Annotated in this window: 18 protein-coding genes; 7 read left to right on the top strand and 11 right to left on the bottom strand. The window is 72.9% G+C overall.

The window, feature by feature from the left end; genetic code table 11:
* Positions 1–49 precede the first annotated feature (49 nt).
* The 4 genes from AB0K51_RS11000 to AB0K51_RS11015 form a co-directional block, all read right to left on the bottom strand.
* Positions 50–748 carry a phosphoadenylyl-sulfate reductase gene (locus tag AB0K51_RS11000; protein ID WP_363452935.1) on the bottom strand — a complete coding sequence of 233 codons (699 nt, stop codon included), beginning with the start codon at positions 746–748 and terminating at the stop codon, positions 50–52.
* Complete coding sequence (locus AB0K51_RS11005; protein WP_363452937.1) at positions 732–908, bottom strand: hypothetical protein; 177 nt, start codon at positions 906–908, stop codon at positions 732–734. Before AB0K51_RS11005 ends, AB0K51_RS11000 begins: the two co-directional genes overlap by 17 nt.
* Complete coding sequence (locus AB0K51_RS11010; protein ID WP_363452939.1) at positions 905–2,626, bottom strand: nitrite/sulfite reductase; 1,722 nt, start codon at positions 2,624–2,626, stop codon at positions 905–907. Before AB0K51_RS11010 ends, AB0K51_RS11005 begins: the two co-directional genes overlap by 4 nt.
* A gap of 186 nt (positions 2,627–2,812) precedes the next feature.
* The gene (locus AB0K51_RS11015; RefSeq protein ID WP_318264789.1) at positions 2,813–2,896 is read right to left on the bottom strand and encodes a putative leader peptide; all 84 of its coding nucleotides are present in this window, start codon (positions 2,894–2,896) and stop codon (positions 2,813–2,815) included.
* Positions 2,897–3,118: 222 nt separating this feature from the next.
* Between AB0K51_RS11015 and AB0K51_RS11020 the strand changes: the two genes are divergently transcribed.
* Entirely contained in the window at positions 3,119–4,330 is a 1,212-nt protein-coding gene (locus AB0K51_RS11020) for a YihY/virulence factor BrkB family protein (RefSeq protein ID WP_363452941.1), read from the top strand.
* Between the two features lie 144 nt (positions 4,331–4,474).
* Here the strand turns inward: AB0K51_RS11020 and AB0K51_RS11025 are convergent, their stop codons facing one another.
* Positions 4,475–4,963, bottom strand: coding sequence for a hypothetical protein (locus tag AB0K51_RS11025; protein WP_363452943.1), 489 nt, complete (start codon positions 4,961–4,963; stop codon positions 4,475–4,477).
* Between the two features lie 111 nt (positions 4,964–5,074).
* Between AB0K51_RS11025 and AB0K51_RS11030 the strand changes: the two genes are divergently transcribed.
* The gene (locus AB0K51_RS11030) at positions 5,075–5,527 is read left to right on the top strand and encodes a MarR family transcriptional regulator (protein WP_363452945.1); all 453 of its coding nucleotides are present in this window, start codon (positions 5,075–5,077) and stop codon (positions 5,525–5,527) included.
* 115 nt (positions 5,528–5,642) lie between these two features.
* Here AB0K51_RS11030 and AB0K51_RS11035 read toward each other — a convergent pair whose 3' ends face one another.
* From AB0K51_RS11035 to AB0K51_RS11045, 3 genes are all read right to left on the bottom strand, one after another.
* Complete coding sequence (locus AB0K51_RS11035) at positions 5,643–7,295, bottom strand: DEAD/DEAH box helicase (protein WP_363452947.1); 1,653 nt, start codon at positions 7,293–7,295, stop codon at positions 5,643–5,645.
* Positions 7,296–7,469: 174 nt separating this feature from the next.
* Entirely contained in the window at positions 7,470–7,673 is a 204-nt protein-coding gene (locus AB0K51_RS11040; RefSeq protein ID WP_363452949.1) for a cold-shock protein, read from the bottom strand.
* Positions 7,674–7,961: 288 nt separating this feature from the next.
* Positions 7,962–10,127 carry an MMPL family transporter gene (locus AB0K51_RS11045; protein ID WP_363452951.1) on the bottom strand — a complete coding sequence of 722 codons (2,166 nt, stop codon included), beginning with the start codon at positions 10,125–10,127 and terminating at the stop codon, positions 7,962–7,964.
* 515 nt (positions 10,128–10,642) lie between these two features.
* Between AB0K51_RS11045 and AB0K51_RS11050 the strand changes: the two genes are divergently transcribed.
* From AB0K51_RS11050 to AB0K51_RS11060, 3 genes are all read left to right on the top strand, one after another.
* Positions 10,643–12,832, top strand: a complete 2,190-nt coding sequence (locus AB0K51_RS11050; RefSeq protein ID WP_363453129.1) for an MMPL family transporter — start codon at positions 10,643–10,645, stop codon at positions 12,830–12,832.
* A gap of 40 nt (positions 12,833–12,872) precedes the next feature.
* A complete protein-coding gene (locus tag AB0K51_RS11055; protein ID WP_363452953.1) occupies positions 12,873–13,751 on the top strand; it encodes an aminoglycoside phosphotransferase family protein in 879 nt (292 codons plus the stop codon).
* Between the two features lie 127 nt (positions 13,752–13,878).
* On the top strand, positions 13,879–14,868 hold the full coding sequence (locus AB0K51_RS11060; protein WP_363452955.1) for a polysaccharide deacetylase family protein: 990 nt from the start codon (positions 13,879–13,881) through the stop codon (positions 14,866–14,868).
* A 57-nt stretch (positions 14,869–14,925) separates the two neighbouring features.
* Here the strand turns inward: AB0K51_RS11060 and AB0K51_RS11065 are convergent, their stop codons facing one another.
* The 3 genes from AB0K51_RS11065 to AB0K51_RS11075 all read right to left on the bottom strand — a co-directional run bounded on the left by AB0K51_RS11065 (position 14,926) and on the right by AB0K51_RS11075 (position 18,421).
* Positions 14,926–15,633 carry an exonuclease domain-containing protein gene (locus AB0K51_RS11065; protein WP_363452957.1) on the bottom strand — a complete coding sequence of 236 codons (708 nt, stop codon included), beginning with the start codon at positions 15,631–15,633 and terminating at the stop codon, positions 14,926–14,928.
* A gap of 101 nt (positions 15,634–15,734) precedes the next feature.
* Complete coding sequence (locus AB0K51_RS11070; RefSeq protein WP_363452959.1) at positions 15,735–16,955, bottom strand: Dyp-type peroxidase; 1,221 nt, start codon at positions 16,953–16,955, stop codon at positions 15,735–15,737.
* A 209-nt stretch (positions 16,956–17,164) separates the two neighbouring features.
* Entirely contained in the window at positions 17,165–18,421 is a 1,257-nt protein-coding gene (locus AB0K51_RS11075) for an SAV2148 family HEPN domain-containing protein (RefSeq protein WP_363452961.1), read from the bottom strand.
* A 392-nt stretch (positions 18,422–18,813) separates the two neighbouring features.
* On the opposite strand from AB0K51_RS11075, the gene glgX reads away from it, so the two are divergent.
* Together glgX and AB0K51_RS11085 are read left to right on the top strand one after the other, a co-directional pair.
* Entirely contained in the window at positions 18,814–20,943 is a 2,130-nt protein-coding gene (gene glgX, locus AB0K51_RS11080) for a glycogen debranching protein GlgX (RefSeq protein ID WP_363452963.1), read from the top strand.
* A gap of 118 nt (positions 20,944–21,061) precedes the next feature.
* Positions 21,062–21,904 carry an SDR family oxidoreductase gene (locus AB0K51_RS11085; RefSeq protein ID WP_363452965.1) on the top strand — a complete coding sequence of 281 codons (843 nt, stop codon included), beginning with the start codon at positions 21,062–21,064 and terminating at the stop codon, positions 21,902–21,904.
* Positions 21,905–21,970 lie beyond the last annotated feature (66 nt).

The following is a 21,970-nucleotide window of genomic DNA, read 5'->3' on the forward strand; positions in this document are numbered from 1 at the left end:
GGTGGTTACTCCTGACGGTCGGTGACGGTTGATCAACGGGGGGCGCGGGTCAGAGGTGGATGCCGCACTCGGTCTTGCCGGACCCGGCCCAGCGGCCGGCCCGGCCCGCCTCGCCCTCGCCGGGCTTGGCGGTGCACGAAAGCGGCGAGCAGCCGATCGAGGTGTAGCCCTCCCACAGCAGCGGGTTGAGCAGCACGCCGTTGGCCTGCACGTACGCGTCCACGTCGTCCTGGGTCCAGCGGGCGATCGGGGCGAGCTTCACCTTGCGGCGCTTGGCGTCCCAGGCCACCACCGGGGTGTTGGCGCGGGACGGCGACTCGTCGCGGCGCAGCCCGGTCGCCCAGGCGTCGTACGCGCCGAGGCCCCGGTTCAGCGGTTCGACCTTGCGCAGCGAGCAGCACAGGTCGGGGTCGCGGTCGTGCAGGTGGGGCCCGTACTGGGCGTCCTGCTCGGCCACGGTGAGCTTCGGGGTCAGCGTGATCACGTTGACCGGCATGGTCGCGGCGACCGCGTCACGGGTGCCGATGGTCTCCGCGAAGTGGTAGCCGGTGTCCAGGAAGACCACGTCCACGCCGGGCAGCGCGGTGGAGGCCAGGTGGGCGACGACCGCGTCCTCCATCGAGGAGGTGACGCAGAACCGCTTGCCGAAGGTGTCGGCCGCCCACCGCAGGATCTCCTGCGCGGTGGCCTCCTCCAGCTCCTGCCCGGCCTTCAGCGCGAGCGCCTCGTAGTCAGTCGCGGTCGTCATGTCCGGTACCCCCGTTGGTCGGTGACAGCAGGCCGAGGAACTTCAGCTGGAAGGCCCGGCGGCAGCCGCGGCATTCCCAGGCGCCGTGGCCGCTCTCGTTGGGGAAGAGGTCCTCGTCTCCGCAGTACGGGCAGAAGAACGGGGCCGCGCGCTCACTCACGACAGCTGCTCCTCACTGGCCCGGGCCGCCCACTGGGCGAAGCGCTCGCCGTCGTGGCGGTCGGCCTGGTAGCGGGTCAGCAGCCGCTCGACGTAGTCGGGCAGGCCCTCCGAGGTGACCTTCAGGCCGCGGACCTTGCGGCCGAAGCCGGCCTCCAGGCCGAGCGCGCCGCCCAGGTGGACCTGGTAGCCCTCGACCTGGTTGCCCTGCTCGTCGGTGACCAGCTGGCCCTTGAGGCCGATGTCGGCGACCTGGATGCGGGCGCAGGCGTTCGGGCAGCCGTTGATGTTGATGGTCAGCGGCTCCTCGAACTCCGGCAGGCGGCGCTCCAGTTCGTCGATCAGGGTGCGGCCGCGCTGCTTGGTCTCGACGATCGCCAGCTTGCAGTACTCGATGCCGGTGCAGGCCATCGTGCCGCGGCGGAACGGCGAGGGGGTGACCCGCAGGTCGAGCGCCTCCAGGCCGGCCACCAGCGACTCGACCTGCTCCTCGGCGATGTCGAGGACCAGCATCTTCTGCTCGGCGGTGGTGCGCAGGCGGTCCGAGCCGTGGGCGGCGGCGAGTTCGGCGATCTGGCCGAGGACCTTGCCGGAGACCCGGCCGACCCGCGGCGCGAAGCCGACGTAGAACCTGCCGTCCTTCTGCCGGTGCACGCCGACGTGGTCGCGCCACTGGCCGGTGGGCTGCTCGGGCGCCGGGCCGTCGACCAGCTTGTACTTGAGGTACTCGTCCTCCAGCACCTGGCGGAACTTCTCGGTCCCCCAGTCGGCGACCAGGAACTTCAACCGGGCGCGGTTGCGCAGGCGGCGGTAGCCGTAGTCGCGGAAGATCCCGATCACGCCGCCGTAGACGTCCGCGACCTCGTCCAGCGGGACCCAGGCGCCCAGGCGCACGCCCAGCTTGGGGTTGGTGGACAGGCCGCCGCCGACCCAGAGGTCGAAGCCGGGGCCGTGCTCCGGGTGGTTCACGCCGACGAAGGCGACGTCGTTGATCTCGTGCGCCACGTCCAGCAGCGGCGAGCCGGAGACCGCCGACTTGAACTTGCGCGGCAGGTTGGAGAACTCCTTGTTGCCGATGAAGCGGCGCTGGATCTCCTCGATGGCGGGCGTGCCGTCGATGATCTCGTCCTCGGCGATGCCGGCCACCGGGGAGCCGAGGATGACGCGCGGGGTGTCGCCGCAGGCCTCGGTGGTGGACAGGCCGACGGCCTCCAGCTTCTGCCAGATCGCCGGGACGTCCTCGATCCGGATCCAGTGGTACTGGACGTTCTGCCGGTCCGTCAGGTCCGCGGTGCCGCGCGCGTACTCCTCGGAGACCTCGCCGATCGCCTTCAGCTGGGCCACCGTCAGGCGGCCGCCGTCGATCCGCACCCGCAGCATGAAGAACTCGGCGTCCAGCTCGTGCGGTTCGAGGACCGCGGTCTTGCCGCCGTCGATCCCCTCCTTGCGCTGGGTGTACAGACCCCACCAGCGCATCCGGCCCCGCAGGTCGGCCGGGTCGATCGAGTCGAAGCCCCGGTGCGCGTAGATCGTCTCAATGCGTGTCCGCACATTGAGACCGTCGTCGTCCTTCTTGAACTGCTCGTTGGCGTTCAGCGGCGTGAAGTGGCCCATGCCCCACTGGCCCTCACCGCGGTGGCGGGTGACCTTGCGGGCGGCGGGGCGGGGCGCCTGGGCGGCGCCGGCCGGAGCGTCGACCGGTTCGGGAGTGCGGGCCATGATGTCAGTCCTTCGAGCGGCTAGGCAGGTGCGAGGGTGGTGGCGCCCCGGACGCGTGCCGCTCCGACCTGCGGTGTTGCACAGGCGGCAGGAGAGGTGACGCTGGGCCGGGAGGCGTCCGCGCATCCGCTACGGCGGGGATGGGCGTAGGGTGCGCCGGGTGCGGTGCTGCGACGCGGGTGGGGCTCAGGTCACCGGACAGATGGCGCTGGACACGCGAAGGAGGTCGACGTGGAGTCGACCAACCAGGGTGGTTCCGGCGCTAGACATGGCAAGAGATTCGCACGGGGAGCTACTCCCGGTCCACTAACGTCCGCATTGTGGACGTGTGCGTTTCGGATACTGGGACACCGCTGCAAACCCGCGGTCCGGCGGTCCTGTCGGGGCGTCAGATCCGGCCAGAGCGCCGGGCGCCCGCAGGCCCGGCCCCCGCCCGGGCGGGGGCCGGGGGCGCTCCACCGGCCGTGGGGCGCGGGCCGATACCGTAGGGGCGTGCAAGCAGCAGGCAGTACCCCGCACCCCCCGGGCAGCACCGTCCCGGCCGGCGACCGCCCGGCCCGCCGGCGCCGCGGACGGCGGCGCGCCGTGAAGCGCACCACCTGGTACCGCACCCTGTGGGCGCTGCTGAAGGACACCACCAACACCTGCGTCGAGTACCGGGTCACCGGACTCGCCGCCGAGGCGGCCTTCTTCACCCTGCTGTCGATCCCGCCGCTGCTGCTCTGCCTGGCCGGCACCCTCGGCTACCTCGACGACATCCTCGGCGCCGGCACCATCGAGAAGCTCAAGGCGGACATCGTCTCAGCAGCTGGGACGGTGCTCTCACCCTCGTCGATCGACCAGACCGTCCAGCCGCTGCTCACCAGCGTCTTCGACGCCGGCCGGCCCGACCTGATCTCGCTGGGCTTCCTGCTCTCGCTGTGGTCGGGCTCACGGGCGCTGTACATCTTCATCGACACCATCACCGTGATGTACGGCCTGGACGGCAAGCGCGGACTGGTGAAGACCCGGCTGATGTCGCTCGGCCTCTACCTGGGCGCGCTGGTGATCGGCTCCCTGGTGCTGCCGCTGCTGGTCGCCGGGCCCGGCCTGGTGGTCGGCGCGGTACGGGGCTCCGGCGCGGTGGTCAGCGCACTGTACTGGCCGGTCGCCATCGTGCTGCTGATCGTCTTCCTCACCACGCTCTACCACCTGGCCGTCCCGGTCAGCACGCCCTGGCGCGAGGACATCCCCGGCGCGCTGGTCGCCCTGCTGGTCCTGGTGGTCTGCAGCGTCGCGCTGCGGGTGTACCTGGTCAGCTCCGTCGAGGGCCACTCCGTCTACGGCTCGCTGGCCGCCCCGGTCGCCGTCCTGCTGTGGATCTTCGTGGTGGCGCTGGCGGTGCTGATCGGCGCCGCCATGAACGCCGCGATAGACCGCCGCTGGCCCACCGTGGAGACCGCCGACGCCCGCGCCGAGACCGAGCGCCTCAACGAGGACGCCGCCGTCCAGCGCGGCCGCGAGGCCGCCGCCCGCCGCGCCGTCGAACGCGCGGACCGGGCCCGCCAGTTCGGCCTCGCCGAAGGCCACGACGAGGAACTGTTCGACGAGGACGACGACCTCCCACCCCCGTCCGAGTACCCCGAGCGCTGGGCCGGCTTCCTCCCGCACGACGACGTCCGCCGCCGCCTGAACACCCGCCGCCGGCGCCCGCCCGGCCACTGACCGCCGTCCCGCCCGGCCTGACGGCATATCAATCCCCATGAACGGGGCGCGAGTCGGTAAAGAGAAGCCCGCGCCCCCACCCACTGCGGGAATCCGCCGATCGGTTCGTCGACGCAGCCCGCACGCGAACGGCCGCCGCCCGGCTCAGCCGGCCAGCCGCTCCCGCGCCCACGGGTCCGCGCACCGCCCGGCCGCCTCCCGGCGGGCCGCCAGGAAACGCTCCCCGAGTTCCCCGTACGGGGCGTCCGCCCACCGCCAGGCGCCCACCGCGCAGGCCTGCCGGTACGGCCCGCCGCGCTCCACGGCCTCCACCAGCGCCTGCTGCAGCCGCCCGCGCCCGCCCGCGGCGAGCAGCACCTGGGCCAGCCAGCGCGGCGAGCTGGGGTCGTCGTCGGCGAGCAGCGCGTCCAGCACCGCCGGGTAGTGCCGGTCGGTGGCCGCCCGGTCGGCGGCCAGCAGCCGGTAGGCGGCCTGCCGCTTGTGGCCGATCCGGTGGTACTGGGCATACCCGGGCGCGCGCTCGTCGAGCCTGGCCACCCGCGCGTCCTCGACCGGCTCGAACTCGGCCCCCACCGCGGCGAGCAGCGCGTCCAGCGCCGCCTCCTGCGCGTCCAGCCGCGCCTGCTGCTCCATCCCGCCACCCTATGCGGCCACCGGCCCACCAGGCGGCAGATAGTTGCACGCGCGGGCATTTGCGCCCTTGGACTAAACTGGGGGCCACGACACCCGAAGGGAGCGCGGCCCATGACCCGACCGGACCCAGGCCTGGCGCACGGCTGGGGCGCGCTGTCCGCGCTGCACGGCCGGATCGAGGCGCACGTGGAGCGCGCCCTGCAGGCCGGGCACGAGCTGAGCGTCCGCGAGTTCTCCGTCCTCGACGTGCTCTCCGAGCAGCACGACGGCGACGGCGGCCACTTCCGGATGAACCAGCTCGCCGACGCGGTGGTCCTCAGCCAGAGCGCCACCACCCGCCTGGTCACCCGCCTGGAGGACCGCGGCCTGCTCGCCCGCTACCTCTGCCCCACCGACCGCCGCGGCATCTACACCAACGTCACCCCCGACGGCCTCACCCTCCTCGAAGCGGCCCGCCCCACCAACGACCGCGCCCTGCGCGAGGCCCTCGACGCCGCCGAGCAGCGCCCCGAACTGGCCCCCCTGGTCACCGCCGTCCGCGCCCTGCAGCCCGCCCGCACCTGACCCGGGAGGCGCCCACCGGCGGCCCGCGTCGCCCCGCCCCGACCGCAGCCCTCACCAACGCCGAAGGCCGGCCCCCGTACGTTCCGGGGGCCGGCCTTCGTGGTTCGACGGTGCGTCAGTCGCTCTTGCGGCGCTGGCGGCCCGTGCCGTAGTTGGAGCCGCTCTTGGTGCCGGAGCCCGGCTTGGCGCGGCCCGCGGACTTGCCGATGAAGCCCGCGGCCATCTGGCCGGAGCCGCCGCCCGCGGCGCCACCGGGACGCTGCTTGGGGCGCGGACGGCGCGGGTTGCCGCTCATGTCGACGTCCTTGGGCAGGCCGCCGCGCTTCGCCGGACGCCGCCGCGCCTCGCCCTCGTGCTTGGGCGCGCCCTCGCCGCGACGCCCGTCCGCTCGCCGCCCGTCGCCCGCCTTCACGGCGGTCGCCGCGGCCGCCTCGACCTGCACCGCGGCCGAGGCCGGGAGCACGACCGGGACGCCGGTGGGGGTGCGGGCGCCGGTGATCCGCTTCAGCTCGGCGTCGGCGGGGCGGATCTTGGTGATGGTGGGCCGGATGCCGGCGATGGTCATCAGCCGGTTGACCTCGCGGCGCTGCTCGGGCAGCACCAGCGTGACGACGGTGCCGGACTCGCCGGCCCGCGCGGTACGGCCGCCGCGGTGCAGGTAGTCCTTGTGGTCGATCGGCGGGTCCACGTTGACGACCAGGTCGAGGCCGTCGATGTGGATGCCGCGGGCCGCGACGTTGGTGGCGACCAGCGCGGTGACCTGACCGTCGCGGAACTGGTCGAGCACCCGGTTGCGCTGCGGCTGCGACTTGCCGCCGTGCAGCGCGGCGGCGACCACGCCGTGGGCGCGCAGCTGCTTGGCGAGCCGGTCCGCACCGTGCTTGGTGTGCACGAACATGATCACCCGGCCCTCGCGGGCGGCGATCCGGGCGGTGGCCTCGGCCTTGTCGGTCGGCTCCAGCTGGAGCAGGTGGTGGTCCATGGTGGTCACCGCACCGGCGGACGGGTCCACCGAATGGGTGACCGGGTCGCTGAGGAAGCGGTTGACCAGCCGGTCCACGTTGCGGTCCAGGGTGGCGGAGAACAGCATCCGCTGCCCGCCCTCGGCGACCTGCTCCAGCAGCTTGCTGACCTGCGGCAGGAAACCCATGTCGGCCATCTGGTCGGCCTCGTCGAGGACGGTGATCGCCACGTCGTCCAGGAACGCGTCGCCGCGCTGGATCAGGTCGTCGAGCCGACCGGGGGTGGCGACCAGCACCTCGGTGCCGCGGCGCACCTGGTTGGCCTGCCGGGTGATCGACATGCCGCCGACCACGGTGGTGATCCGCAGGCCGAGCACCTCGGCGAACGGGGCGAGCGCCTCGGTGACCTGCTGGGCCAGCTCGCGGGTCGGCACCAGCACCAGGGCCAGCGGCCGGCGGGCGGAGGCGCGCTTGCCGGCGGTGCGCACCAGCAGCGGCAGGCCGAAGGCGAGGGTCTTGCCCGAGCCGGTGCGGCCCCGGCCGAGCACGTCCCGGCCGGCCAGTGCGTCCGGCAGGGTGGCGGCCTGGATCGGGAACGGCTCGGTGACGCCCTGCTTGGTCAGCGCGGCCAGCAGCCCGGCGGGCAGCTCCAGCGCGGCGAAGCTGGCGGCCGGCGGCCGGGACGGGGTGCCCTGGACCGGGGTGAAGTCGGCGGCGGGCGCGGGCGTCGGCGCCTGCGCGGTGCGCCGCGGCCGGCGGGGTCGGCGGGTGGTGTCGGTGCTACGGGGGCGGGACTGCTCGGTCATGCTGCTCCGGTTCCTGAGGGGCCGTCAGCCGCCGCGACGAGGGCGGCGGGGTGGGTCGGCCGTCGGGAAGAGGAGGGAGTGCGCCGCCCCGGCCGGTGGGCGACATGGGCGAGGGCCCGCACCCAGAGGTACGGGCCCTCGCCTGCGACGTGTGAGGTCGGCGTGGAGCCGGACTCAGATGACGCGGATGTTCTCGGCCTGCGGGCCCTTCTGGCCCTGCGTGACGTCGAACTCGACCTTCTGGCCCTCGACGAGCTCACGGAAGCCGGTGGACTGGATGTTCGAGTAGTGCGCGAAGACGTCGGCGCCGCCGCCGTCCTGCTCGATGAAGCCGTAGCCCTTTTCGCTGTTGAACCACTTCACGGTGCCGGTAGCCATAACCGTCTCCACTTTCACTGGGGCATTGGGACCCACACCTCGTGAGCCCCACGTAGCCGCGATCCCCATCCGGAGACAAAACACCGGACAAAACAAATGCGCCTGTTGGTTGGAACCAGCAGGCGCACACATACGTTCATGGGAACCAATACTGCAACTGCTTCGACAATAGCACGGCCGGGCCCGTCAACGGCGGGAAAAGTTCCGCTGGTCACACCGTGTTTCGCCGGGCGCGACAGGGGGCATGCGGCCCGGTCGGGCCGCATGCCCCCTGTCGGGGTCACCGGGTCAGACCCGGCCGGCCGTCTCCGGCTCCCGCTTGGCCAGCGGGTCGGCGTGCGGCTCGGGCATCGCGCCGTGGCCCGGCCACCAGGCGGCCTTGCCGATCAGCGCGGTCAGCGACGGGGTGAAGAACATCGCCATCACGAAGGCCGCCAGCGCGATGCCGAAGGCCATCCCGAAGCCGAACTCCAGCATGAAGACGTTGCCCGCCAGCATGAAGGTGGCGAAGGACGCCGCCAGGATGAAGCCGGCCGCTGCGACGGTCGGGCCGCCGTGGCGCAGCGCCTCGCGGGCCGCCTCGCGGGGGTTGCGGCCCTCGCGGGCCTCCTCGCGCAGGCGGGCGATGATCAGGATGTTGTAGTCGGTGCCGATCGCGACCACGAACAGGTAGATCAGGATCGGCAGCATGAACATCATGCCGCTCTCGCCCTTGACGCTCTGGAAGAGCAGGGTCGCCGCTCCCAGGGTGGCGGTGTAGCCGAGGCCGACCGAGGCCATCAGGTACCAGGGCGCGACCACGCTGCGCAGCTGCAGGCCGAGGACGAGCAGGATCAGCAGACCCGCGACCGGGAAGACCAGCGTGTAGTCGTGGGTCATCGCCAGGTTGATGTCCTTGTAGATGGCGCTGAGCCCGCCGACCTTGGCCTCGGTACCGGCCGGGGCCTCGCTGTGCGCCACGTTGCGGAGCTCGGTGACGGAGTCGATCGCCGCGTTGCTGTCGGGCTTGTCCTTCAGCATGACGGTGAAGTCGGCCGTGGTGCCGTCCTCGCTGACCTGCGGCTTGGCCGAGGCCTGGGCGACACCCGGGACCTGGCCGAGCTTGCCGGCGTACGACTCGAAGGCGCTCGGGTCGAGCTTGGTGCCGGCGGTGCTGGTCAGGTAGACGTGGCTCGGGTCGGCGGCGCCGGCCGAGAAGCCGTTGGCCAGCTTGTCCTGGACGACCATGGACTCCGCGGTCTTGGGCATGGAGCTGCCCGCCAGGTCGAAGATGCCGTTGTAGTTCAGCGCACCGGCCGACAGGGCGACCAGGACCGCGCCGGAGGCGAGCGCCACCAAGCCGGGACGCTTCTCGACCACCCGGCCGAGGGCGGCGAACCGGGCGTTGTTCGGCTCGTTCTTCCACTTCTTGCCGGGCCAGAACACGGCGCGGGCCGGGATGACGGCGAGCAGCGCCGGGGCCAGGGTGAGCGCGGCGAGGGCGGTGACCACGACCGCGATGGCCAGCGCCGGGCCGAGCGCCTTGAACATGCCGAGGCTGGAGAGGATCAGCGCCGCGAAGGCGATGGTGACCGCGCCGGCCGCGGAGGCGATCGCCTCGCCGACCCGGCCGACCGCGTTGACCACGGCCTCCTTGCGGTCGTCGCCGGCCCGCAGCCGCTCGCGGTAGCGGAAGGCGAGGAAGAGGAAGTAGTCGGTGCCGACGCCGAGCACGACCACGATCAGGATCGCCGACAGCACCGGGGTGCTGTCCAGGTTGAACGCCTTGGTGGCGTAGGCGATCAGGCCGTTGGCGGCGGGCATCGCGAACACCAGCGAGACCACCAGCGGGAGCACGCCGGCCAGCACGCTGCGGAAGATGATGCCGACGATGATCGCCACCAGCAGCACGGTGGCCAGGCCGATCACGGCGTCGGCCGAGCCGGAGGCGTCCTGCTGGTCCAGCGACTGGGCGGCGGGGCCGCCGAGCTGGAACTTGACGTCGGTGCCCTGCGCCAGGGACTTGCCGTCCTCGCGCAGCGCCTTGGCGACGTCGCCGTAGGCCTTGGAGTCCTGCTGCTTGGCCTTGTCGATGGCGATCATGGACAGCGCGTACTTGCCGTCCTTGGAGGTGCTCTGGTCACTGACCGGAACGACCTTCTCGACCGCGTCGATCTTCTTGTCGGTGAGGCCCTGGACGATCTTGGCGATGTCGCCCTTGTCCTTCTCGTTCAGCGCACCGCCGTCGTTGCGCTCGAACAGCGCGTACGCGGACGGCGTGAAGCTGCTCGGGAAGGCCTTCTCCTGCACCGAGGCGGCCTGGATCGACTCGTAGTGCTTCGGCAGGAACGATGCCTCGTCGGTCTGGGCGTTGATGGTCGGGGCGGTGGCCGCGACGGCGATCATGCCGACCACCCAGGCCGCGATCACCCACCACGCGCGCTTGACGACGAATTGTCCGATTCGGTGGAACATGCTCGAAATGCCTCCTGGGCATGGTTCACCGCCGCCGGGGGACGGGGACCGGGCAACGGCAGGACCGGGCCGCGAGCGCAGCGCGCTCTAGCCGGTCGGCAGGTAAGGACGTAGGAGCATCCTACGGGCCCTTACCTGCCGCCCGGCAAGTGGGTTTCCCGCGTGTCGCCCCCTAGGGGCGGCCGTATCGCCGCCCCCCACCATCCTCACCCGCGCCAGGCCCCTCCCACCTCGTGCTCCGGGTGGAGATTCGTCCGCCTCAGGGTGGACGCCGGGCTGACCTCAAGGAGGAGGGGGGAGGAGGCCGGGGGTAGGGATAACCCCAGCACACTCCCTGATGCCAGGACCAGGGAAAAGTGGGGAACCAGCCGGATGGTCCGTCAGATCGGCGGTCAATAGCGTCTGTTGTGCCGCCCGAGCAGCGCCGCGGCAGCCACCGCAACCGACCCGGGCGGCCCGAAGCCCGTCCGCATCCTGGGGGATCCACCACCGTGAAGCTAGGACTCGCCGCCACCATGGGCGCCTGGAGCGCCCGCCATCGGAAGACCGCGGTCTTCGGCTGGCTGCTCTTCGTCGTCCTCGCCGCCTACCTCGGCGGGATGCACGGCTCCACCAAGGTCACCGACGCCGAGGCGATGCCCGGCCAGGTGGCGCAGGCCGCCCGGATCCTCGACGACGCGGGCCTGAAGTCCCCGGCGGGCGAGACCGTGCTGGTGCAGAGCCGCACGCTCACCGCCGACGACCCGTCCTTCCGCGCCGCCGTCGACCAGGTCGCCGCCGCCGTCCAGGGCACCGGCCGCACCGCCGACCTGCGCAGCCCCTACGACACCAGGGCGATCTCCGCCGACCGGCACTCCGCCCTGCTCCAGTTCACCGTCTCCGGCGCCGACCGGGAGGCCGCGGTGGCCAACGTCCCCGTGGTGGTGGACGCGGTCGCCGGGGTCCAGGGCGCGCACCGCGACTTCACCATCGAGGAGTTCGGCGAGGCGAGCGCCGGCAAGTGGTTCGACGACCAGTTCAAGAACGACTTCGCCCGGGCCGAGTGGACGGCCGTGCCGCTCGCCCTCGGCATCCTGCTGGTCGCCTTCGGCGCGCTGGTCGCCGCGGTGCTCCCGGTGCTGCTGGCGATCACCGCCTTCGTCGCCGCCTCCGGCCTGGTCGCGCTCTCCTCCGGGATGCTGCACACCAGCAACGACGCCAGCTCCGTGATGCTGCTGGTCGGCCTCGCCGTCGGCGTCGACTACTGCCTCTTCTACCTGCGCCGCGAGCGCGAGGAGCGGGCCGCCGGGCACGACGCGGCCACCGCGCTGCGGATCGCCGCCGCCACCAGCGGCCGGGCCGTGCTGGTCTCCGGCGTCACCGTGGTGGTCGCGATGGCCGGCATGTTCCTCACCGGCATCGCCGACTTCCAGGCGATGTCCTTCGCCACCATCATCGTGGTGATCACCGCGGTGCTCGGCTCGCTCACCGTGCTGCCCGCCCTGCTCTCGCTGCTCGGCGACCGGGTGGAGAAGGGCAAGGTCCCGTTCCTGAACCGGCTGCGCCGGGCCGACGCCCAGCAGGGCGGCCGGGTGTGGAACGCGGTGCTCACGCCGGTGCTGCGCCGCCCGCTGGCCGCCGCGGTGATCGCCGGCGGCCTGCTGCTCGGCCTCGCCGCGCCGACCCTGACCATGCACACCGCCAACCTGACCATCCAGCAGCAGCTCCCCGAGGGCAACGCGCTGGTCGCCACCTCGGCCCGGATCGAGGCCGCCTTCCCCGGCAGCCCCGCCCCCGCCACCGTGGTGGTCAAGGCCCGGGACATCACCTCCCCCGAGATGACCAGGGCCCTCGCCGAACTGCAGTCCCGCGCCCTGGCCACCGGAAAGATGCACGGCCCCACCAACCTCCAGGTGCACGCCGCGCAGAACGTCGCCACCGTCGACATCCCGCTCTACGGCACCGGAAACGACGCGGTCTCCGCCGAGGCGCTGAAGACCCTGCGCACCGAGGTGGTCCCCGCCACGGTCGGCAAAGTGCCCGGCACCGAGGCCCCGGTCACGGGAAACACCGCGGGGTCGGTCGACTTCAACCGGCAGATGTCCGACTCGATGATCCCGGTCTTCGCCTTCGTGGTCGCCTTCGCCTTCATGCTGATGCTGGCCTCCTTCCGCTCGCTCGGCATCGCCGTCACCGCGGTGCTGCTCAACCTGCTCTCGGTCGGCGCCGCGTACGGCGTGCTCTCGCTGGTCTTCCAGCACGGCGTCGCCGCCTCGCTGTTCGGCACCGCCGGGGTCGGCGCGGTGGAGAGCTGGGTGCCGCTCTTCCTCTTCGTGATCCTCTTCGGCCTCTCGATGGACTACCACGTCTTCGTGGTCTCCCGGATCAAGGAGGCCCACGACCGCGGCCTGCCCACCCGCACCGCCGTCGCGCACGGCATCCGCACCACCGCCGGCACCGTCACCAGCGCCGCCGTGATCATGGTCGGGGTGTTCGGGGTCTTCGGCACCCTCTCCATGCAGTCGATGAAGCAGATGGGCGTCGGCCTCGCGGTGGCGGTGCTGATCGACGCCACCGTGATCCGGGCCGTGCTGCTGCCCGCCGCGATGTCGCTGCTCGGCGAGCGGAACTGGTACCTGCCGCGCTGGCTGGCCTGGCTGCCGAACCTGGACCACACCGAGGCGGCCGTCCCGGCGCCGCGGGAGAAGGCGCTCGCCGAGCTCTAGCCTCCCTCCCCCTGCGCCCCACTCCCCCGACAATGGTCGGGTGATCTTCGACGAACCCAGGGCCGAGGCCCTGCTCCGCGAGGCGTGCGCCCCGGCCGGGATCGATCCGGCCGGGGCCGCGCTCATCTCGCTCGGCCAGAACGCCGTCTTCGAACTGCCCGCCGAACGGCTGGTCGCCAAGGTGGGCCGCTCCCCCGGCGAGGCGGCCCGGGCCGAGCGGGAACTGCGGGTGGCCGGCTGGCTGGACGCGGCCGGGGTGCCGGTGGTGCGCCCGGCCGCCGCCGGGGTGGCGCTGGCCCAGGGCCACCCGGTGACGTTCTGGCACCGCCTCGCCCCCGCCGTCCGGCCGGCCCGCCCGGCCGACCTCGCCCCGCTGCTGACCGCCCTGCACGCGCTGCCCGCCGCACCGTTCCCGCTCGGCAGGCGCGACCTGCTCGCCCCGGTGGAGAGTTGGCTCGCCGTCGCGGAGGGTCACCTGGACCCCGCCGACACGGCCTTCCTGCGTGCCCGGAAAGAGAGCTTTGTCACCGCGATCGCCGAGCTCGCCCCCGCCCTGCCGCCCGGCCCGATCCACGGCGACGCCCTCCCGCGCAACGTGCACGTCACCCCGGACGGCCCGGTCCTGCTCGACCTGGAGTACGTCGCCTCCGACCTGCGCGAGCACGACCTGGTGGTGCTGGCGCTCAGTCAGGACCGGTACGGCGTACCGGCCGCGGACGTCGCGGCGTTCACCGCCGCCTACGGCTGGGACGTCCGCGACTGGCCGGGATTCGCCGTGCTGCGCGGTGCCCGGGAGACCGCCAGCGCCGCCTGGGTGGCCCAGCAGACGCCCGGAAACCCTTCCGCGCAGGCCGAGTTCCGTCGCCGGGTGACCTCGCTGCGTGAGGGCGACACTTCAGTACGCTGGTTCGCGTTCTGACCGTTCCCGTGCGGAGCCCGCCTTGTGGCGCAGCGCACACCGCGCGGAACCACCTCGTTCGTACCTGGCGTCGTTCTCGCTGAGACGCCCCGTCCAAGGCGGCCGGTACGACGTCAGGAGTCGCCCCATGGTGTTCCCCCGTTCTCTCGTCCGTCGTCGTCCGCTGATCCTCGGCGCCTCCGCGCTGCTCGCCCCGGCCCTGCTGGTGGCGTGCGGCGGGCAGGGCTCGCCCTCCGCGGCGGGCGATGCCGCGAGCCGCCCCCCCTCGGCGCTGCCGAGCGTGAGCAACAGCACGTCGATGGCGGCGAAGGCGACGCCGGGCGGCGACGCGGTCGCCTCCTCGCCGTTCGCCTCGGCGAGCGGCGACGGCGGGACGCCGGGCGTGGACCCGAGCCAGCCGAAGCCGACCCGGACGCCGTCCGCCCCGCACAGCTCCCAGACGCCGTCCCCGTCGGCGTCCGCGTCCTCGGCCGCGCCCTCCGCGCCGCAGTCCCCCGCGGGCGGCGGCCACGCCCCGGCCGGGTCGGTGCTGAGGCACACCGCCTCCGGCGGCAAGACGGTGGCGCTGACCTTCGACGACGGCCCGGGCCCGGCCACCGGCCAGGTGCTGGACCTGCTGGCGCAGTACGGCGCGCACGCGACGTTCTGCCAGATCGGCAACAACGCCAAGGCCAACCCGGCCGCGGTGCAGCGCATCCTGGCCGAGGGCCACCGGCTGTGCGACCACACCGTGGACCACCCGCAGCCGATGCACACGCAGTCCCACGACCAGCAGGTCGCGGAGATCGGCGACGCCAAGGCGATGATCCTGAAGGCGGCCGGCGGCAGCGCCGACATCACCTGGTGGCGTGCCCCGGGCGGCGACTTCACCGCGGAGAACGTGCAGATAGCCGCCGACCAGGGCATGAAGTCCCTGGGCTGGACGGTCGACCCGAAGGACTGGTCCCGCCCCGGCGTGCAGTCGATCGTCTCCACCGTGCAGCAGACCCTGCGCCCGGGCGGCGTGGTGCTGATGCACGACGGCGGCGGCGACCGCACCCAGACCGTGGCGGCGCTGAAGCAGCTGCTGCCCTGGCTGGTGGCGCAGGGCTACACCTTCGACTTCCCGCACTCCTGACCGCAGCTCTCTGACCGCTGTCCCGGCGGCAGTCCTGACGCCGGGTCAACTCACCTGTCAGGAAGCCGCCTTGAGCGGCCACCGGGGGTCGACCACGGCGGCCGGGTCCTTGCGGCGCAGCCAGCTCTCCAGGTCGACGGCCCAGTCCCGGTACCAGTCGATCTGACGGCGGTGCAGTTCGGCCAGCGGCAGGTCGCCGGCCTCCACCGGGTAGCGGTCGCCGAGCGCGACGGCGACCCGGACGGCGGCCAGCGCGTCGCTGCCCGCCTCGTGGGCGTCGTGCAGCTCGACGCCGTAGACCTCGCAGACCCGTTGCAGGGTGCGCGAGCCCTTGCGGTACTTGTCCAGCGCGCGGTCGACGACCATCGCGTCGACCACCGGGGAGACCTCCCGGCCGAGCCGTTCGGCGAGGGTGGGCCGGCGGTGGCGGCGCAGTTCGGCGTCGAGCAGCGACAGGTCGAAGGTGGCGTTGAAGGCGACCACCGGGCGGCCGGCGTCGAGCCGGCGGCAGAGCGCGTCGGCGATCTCCTCTATCGCCTCGGCGGCCGGCCGGCCGTGGCCGCGGGCCTCGGCGTCGGTGATGCCGTGGATCGCGGCGGCCTCGGCCGGGATCGGGATGCCCGGGTCGATCAGCCAGTTGGCGGTGGACTCGACGCGCCCGCCGAGGGTGTCGACCACGGCGGCGGTGACGATCCGGGACTCCTCCGGGTCGGTACCGGTGGTCTCCAGGTCGAAACCGGTCAGCGGCCCCTTCCACCAGGTCATATGGTGTGTCCTTCCGTCAGCACTGCCACGATGCGCACTATCATCCCGCGCGGCTGTGACAGCGCTGACGGCGCGTCCGGTCCGGAGCGTGCCGGGCGGGCTCAGACCGCGGCGAGCAGGCCGCTCCCGTAGTGGTCGTCGCGGTCGCGGACGCCGGGCAGTGCGAAGAAGTAGCCGCCGCCGGTGACCTGCAGGTACGCGGCGAGCGGCTCCCGGGCCAGCCGGTGCTGGACGGCCTCGAACTGGCGGGCCGGGTCCTGGTTGTAGCAGCAGAACTGGAGCCCCATCTCCTGGCCGCCGTCGGGCGCGATGCCGCGGTCGTAGTTGTAGCCGCGGCGCAGGATCCGGCTGTCCTCGGTGGCGGGGGTCTGCGGGTTGGCGAGCCGGATGTGCGCGGTCAGCGGGATCACCTTGCCGTCGGGGTCCTTGCGGTAGTCGGGCCGGTCCTCGATGCGGGTGCCGCCGAGCGGGGCGCCGGTGTCCCGGTGGCGGCCGATGATCCGCTCCTGGTCGGCGACCGGGAGGCGCTCCCACTCCTCCACCCGCATCCGGATGGTGCGCAGCACCTGGTAGCTGCCGCCGGTCGCCCAGGCCGGTTCGGCGCTGTTGGCGGTGACCCAGACCAGGTGGTCGAGTTCGCGGGCGGAGCCGGTGTCGGGGTTGGCGACGCCGTCGTGGAAGCCCATCAGGTTGCGCGGGTTGTGTTCGGGTCGGGGCGGGTTCTGGAAGCCGTCGACCCGCCAGCGCGGACGCACCAGGTCGCCGGCCGCCGCGCCCAGCGAGCGCAGGGCGTGCAGCACGGCGTCCTGGTCGGCGGCGCACAGCTGCAGCGAGAGGTCGCCGGCGCTCTCCGCCTCGCGCACCTCGTCGCCGGGGAAGGCGGGCATCGGGCCGAGGCGCACCGGCTTGGCCCGGTGGAGCCCGTACCGGGAGTCGAAGAGCGAGGCCCCGACGCCGACGGTGACGGTGAGGCCGTCGGCGGGTGCGGTGGGGCCGAGCATCCCGTTGTCGTCGGGCGCCGGGGTGCCCTCGGTGAGCAGCCGGGCCCGGTCGGTGAGGGCGCGCAGCAGCCGCTCCAGCGCGGCCCGGTCGGGGGCGAGCACGTCGTACACGGCGAACACGGCGTAGCCGGGAGCGGGTTCGGTGATGCCGGCCTGGTGCGGGCCGTGGAACGGGACGGTGGCGCGGGGCCGGGTGGTCTGGCGCGGGGCCGCCGCGGCGGGCGGGGCGCCGAGGGTGAGCGCGGCACCGGCGGCGAGGCTGCCGCGGACGAAGCCGCGGCGGTCGAGCGGGAACGGGCAGCGGCTGGACTGGTCGGCCATCGGGGCTGGCCTTTCTGCGACGGGCGGAGTGGGCACTGCCCGCTTCCGTACCAGCCCCGGCGGCCCGGCTAGCGGACTGGTCCCCGAGCTCCGCCCGCTTGCCACACCCGACCATCCGAACAGCCGATAATCACACGAAACATCACCCCGATGCCCGCACCGGAACCTCGCCCACGGCGCACCGGCCGGCTCGGCTCGCCGACGGTCCGTCAGGACACCGCCCGGGAGTCCCCCCAGAGCCCCTCGAACTCCTCGCGGTAGACCTCCAGCAGCCCGGGCTCGGTGCCGCCGGCCTCCTGGCCGGCCCCGCCGCGCAGCACCAGGGCGGGCGACTCGATGCCGCGTGCCTTGCGCAGGTAGGGCTGGATCACGCCGAGGTCGGTGGAGCGGCGGCGGCCGCCGGGACCGGTGGTGCGCGGACCCTCCACCAGGTAGGCGGTGAACCGGGGCAGCTCGTCGAAGACCCGGATCTCGAAGCCGCCGGGGTCCCGCAGCCGGGCCCGCACCCGCCGCACGTGCATGATGTTCATCTCCACGGCGCGCCCCAACTCGCCGCGCCCGAGGCCGAGTTCGCGCTCGCGCCGGCGTACCGCACTGCTCGCCGGGTTGAGGAACAGCAGCCGGACCCGGCAGCCCTCCGAGGCCAGCCGCACCAGCCGCTTGCCGGTGTAGTTCTGGCACAGCATGCCCAGCCCGATGCCGACCGCGTCGAGCCGTCGCGCCCCGTCGAGCAGGTCCTCCACCGGCAGGTCGCGCTGCAGCCGGACCCGGTCGGCGTGCACCGCGACCACGTCGGCGTACCGCCCGGCGACCAGTTCCTCGACCACGTCGGCGGGCACCCCGCCGTGGCCGCCGTCGAGCAGCGCGAGCAGCCGGGCGGCGGCCCGCTCGGTCTGGTCGAGCACGGTCTGCGACAGCGCCCGGTTGCGGGAGACCACGTGCCGGGCGACCTCCAGTTCGTCCAGCGCCAGCTCGATCTCCCGGCGGTCCAGCAGGTGCGGCTCGAAGCACGGCCAGTGCTGCACCATCAGCTCGCGCAGCTGGGGCAGGGTGAGGAAGACCAGCGGGTCGTCGTCGGCCGGGTCGAGCAGGTAGCCCTTGCGGCGGGAGACCTCGCGCACCGCGGCGGCCCGGTGCACCCACTCCTCGCCGGCCGGTCCGGCGGCGGCGGTCACCCACTCCTCGCCGTGCGCGGGCGCGTACACCGGGCGCAGCACCTCGTCGACCAGGGCGCGCATCCGCTGCTCCACCAGGTTCAGCCACACGTACGCCCGCCCGGCCAGCCGGACCCGGCGGTAGGCGTCGTCCCACTGCTCGGCGGCCCAGGCGGGCGGCAGGCCGCCCTCGGCGGGGCCGGGCTGCGGGGGGAAGGGGCCGCGTCCGCTGCCGGGCCGGATGACCAGCGTGGGGGCCTCGCTGCGCCCGGCCCGCGGGTCAGGACCGTCGCCGCCGGCGGGGAACCCCATCCACTACCTCACTTCTCACCCGCAGCCGCCGGGATGACGGTGCGTCCGCTGACACTCCACCATGGCGGCCCCGGTCAGCGTCGCATGGGCCCGGGAGTCTGCGCGGTCCGGACGATCAAGCGTATCGTCCGGGCCCGCCGCCACGCAGCCCTCTTGACAGCAAGCCCGACGCTCCGTCACCTCGGGCCCCGGCCAGGGAGACCGGCGCGACACCTGGGACACCCGTTCGGGCGAACAAAGGCCGAATGGACGCGGACTTCGCCCTCCCTTTGGGGAGTATGCGAATGTGCCGTGCGTCACGACGTGACGGCCATGCACATGCTCGGGCGCTCCGCCGGGAAACCCCTCGATGGAGCGCCAGTTCGCGTCTGGCACAGGGAAGTTGAGGACACATGCAGGTCTGGCCGGGGCAGCCGTACCCGCTCGGCGCCACCTATGACGGGGCGGGCACCAACTTCGCCGTGTTCTCCGAGAGCGCGGACCGGATCGAGCTCTGCCTGATCGCCGAGGACGGCTCGGAGACCGCGGTGGAGCTGCGCGAGACCGACGCCTTCGTCCGGCACGCCTACCTCCCGGGCGTCCAGCCCGGCCAGCGCTACGGCTTCCGGGTGCACGGCCCGTACAACCCGGGCCTGGGCCTGCGGCACAACTCCGGCAAGCTGCTGCTCGATCCGTACGCCAAGGCGATGAGCGGCCACATCGACTGGGACGAGTCGGTCTACGGCTACCACTTCGGCGCCCCCGAGCGCCGCAACGACCTCGACTCCGCGCCGCACACCATGCACTCGGTGGTGATCAACCCGTACTTCGACTGGGGCACCGACCGGCCTCCGCGCACCGACTACCACCGCACCGTGGTCTACGAGGCGCACGTCAAGGGCCTCACCCGGCTGCACCCCGGCATCCCCGAGGAGATCCGCGGCACCTACGCGGGCCTGGCCCACCCCGCCGTGATCGAGCACCTGGCCAAGCTCGGCGTCACCGCCATCGAGATGATGCCGGTGCACCAGTTCGTCCGCGACCACCGGCTGCGCGACCTGGGCCTGGCCAACTACTGGGGCTACAACACCATCGGCTTCTTCGCCCCGCACTCCTCGTACTCCTCCACCGGCGACCGCGGCCAGCAGGTGCAGGAGTTCAAGTCGATGGTCAAGGCGCTGCACGCGGCCGGCATCGAGGTCATCCTCGACGTGGTCTACAACCACACCGCCGAAGGCAACCACCTCGGCCCCACCCTCTCCTTCCGCGGCCTGGACAACGCCTCCTACTACCGCCTCGCCAAGGACCAGCGCTTCTACGAGGACACCACCGGCACCGGCAACTCCCTGCTGATGCGCAGCCCGCACGTGCTCCAGATGATCATGGACTCGCTGCGCTACTGGGTCACCGAGATGCACGTCGACGGCTTCCGCTTCGACCTCGCCGCCACGCTGGCCCGCCAGTTCCACGAGGTCGACCGGCTCTCGTCCTTCTTCGACCTGGTCCAGCAGGACCCGATCGTCTCCCAGGCCAAGCTGATCGCCGAACCCTGGGACCTCGGCGAGGGCGGCTACCAGGTCGGCAACTTCCCGCCGCTGTGGACCGAGTGGAACGGCAAGTACCGCGACACCGTCCGCGACTTCTGGCGCGGCGAGCCCGCGACGCTGGCCGAGTTCGGCTCCCGCCTCACCGGCTCCTCCGACCTCTACCAGGACGACGGCCGCCGCCCGATCGCCTCCATCAACTTCGTCACCTGCCACGACGGCTTCAGCCTGCGCGACCTGGTCTCCTACAACGACAAGCACAACGAGGCCAACCACGAGGACAACCGCGACGGCGAGTCCTTCAACCGCTCCTGGAACTGCGGCGCCGAGGGCGACACCACCGACCAGGCCGTCCTCGACCTGCGAGCCCGCCAGCAGCGCAACTTCATCGCCACCCTGATGCTCTCCCAGGGCGTCCCGATGCTCTCCCACGGCGACGAGCTCGGCCGCACCCAGCGCGGCAACAACAACGCCTACTGCCAGGACTCCGAACTCACCTGGGTGCACTGGCCCTCCGCCGCCCCCACCGCCGAGGGCGCCGACGCCCGCCTGCTGGAGTTCACCCAGGCGATGATCTGGCTGCGCCGCGACCACCCCGTCTTCCGCCGCCGCCGCTTCTTCCACGGCCGCCCGGTCTCCGGCACCCACGACGACCTCACCGACATCGCCTGGTTCACCCCCGGCGGCGAGGAGATGACCAAGCAGGACTGGTCCACCTCCTACGCGAAGTCCCTCACCGTCTTCCTCAACGGCAACGCCATCTCCGAGCCCGACCGCCGCGGCGGCAAGATCGTCGACGACTCCTTCCTCCTGATGTTCAACGCCCACTCCGAGGCCCTCACCTTCACCGTCCCCGCGGACCACGGCGAAGCCTGGCAAGTCGTCGTCGACACCTCCCTCCCCGCCGTCCCCCCACGCGGCACCGGCCCCCGTGTCAAAGCCGGCGACACCCTCCGCCTCACCGACCGCTCCCTGATGGTCCTCCAACGCCCCGCATAGCCTCCGGCGAAGCCGGCCAACCCGAGACCGAACGCCACTCGCCTCGCCGTTCCCCCACCCCCCGATCGGGGTAACCCCCTTGCGGCACAAGGCCGTTGATACAGGGGGTACGAAGCACATGGCACGTGGATGGCTGATCACCGGTTGTTCGTCCGGTCTCGGACTGGCGCTGACCCGGGCGGTACTGGAGGCCGGGGACTCGGTGGTGGCGACCAGCCGCCGGGCCTCGCCGCTGGAGGCGCTGGCGGCGGAGTTCCCCGACCGGCTGACGGTGACCCGGCTGGAACTGACCGACCCGGGCGCCTGCGCCGCCGCGGTCGAGCTGGCACAGGACCGCCTGGACGGGATCGACGTCCTGGTGAACAACGCCGCCGTCGGCCTGTTCGGCGCGGTGGAGGAGATCTCGGACGCGGAGCTGCGGGAGCAACTGGAGGTGCTGGCGGTCGCGCCGTGGCGACTGTCGCGCCTGGTGCTGCCGCTGATGCGGGCGCGGGGCGGCGGACACATCGTCAACGTCTCCTCGCTCGCTGGCCGGACCGGCTTCGCGGGCCTCGGCGCCTACGTGGCGGGCAAGTTCGCACTGGAGGGCATGAGCCTGACGCTGGCCGCCGAGGCCGCCCCGTTCGGCGTCCGGGTGACGGTGATGGAGCCGGGCGGCTTCGCCACCTCGTACGGCACCTCGATGACCGAGGCGGCGGACCGGCTGCCGGTGTACACGGAGGCGCTGGCGCCGATGCACGGCGCGCTGCGCGGGATGGCCGACAACGCGGAGCTGAACCGTCCGGAGCACTTCGCGGAGCTGGTGCTGCGCGCGGTCGCGGATCCCGCCGCGCCGCTGCGGCTGCCGGTCGGCCCGGACGCGTACGGGTTCCTGACGGCCGCGCACGCCGCCGAGGCCGCCGACCTGGCGGCGGGTCAGGCGCTCAGCGGCGCACTGCAGCCGGCGCCCGACCCGGCCTGACGGTCCGTCGGGAGGCGTGCCGTGCGCGCGTTCGCCGCGGTGCGCGGTACGCCTCCTCCGGGCCCG

The organism is Kitasatospora sp. NPDC049285 (assembly GCF_040678815.1).
Lineage (GTDB): Bacteria > Actinomycetota > Actinomycetes > Streptomycetales > Streptomycetaceae > Kitasatospora.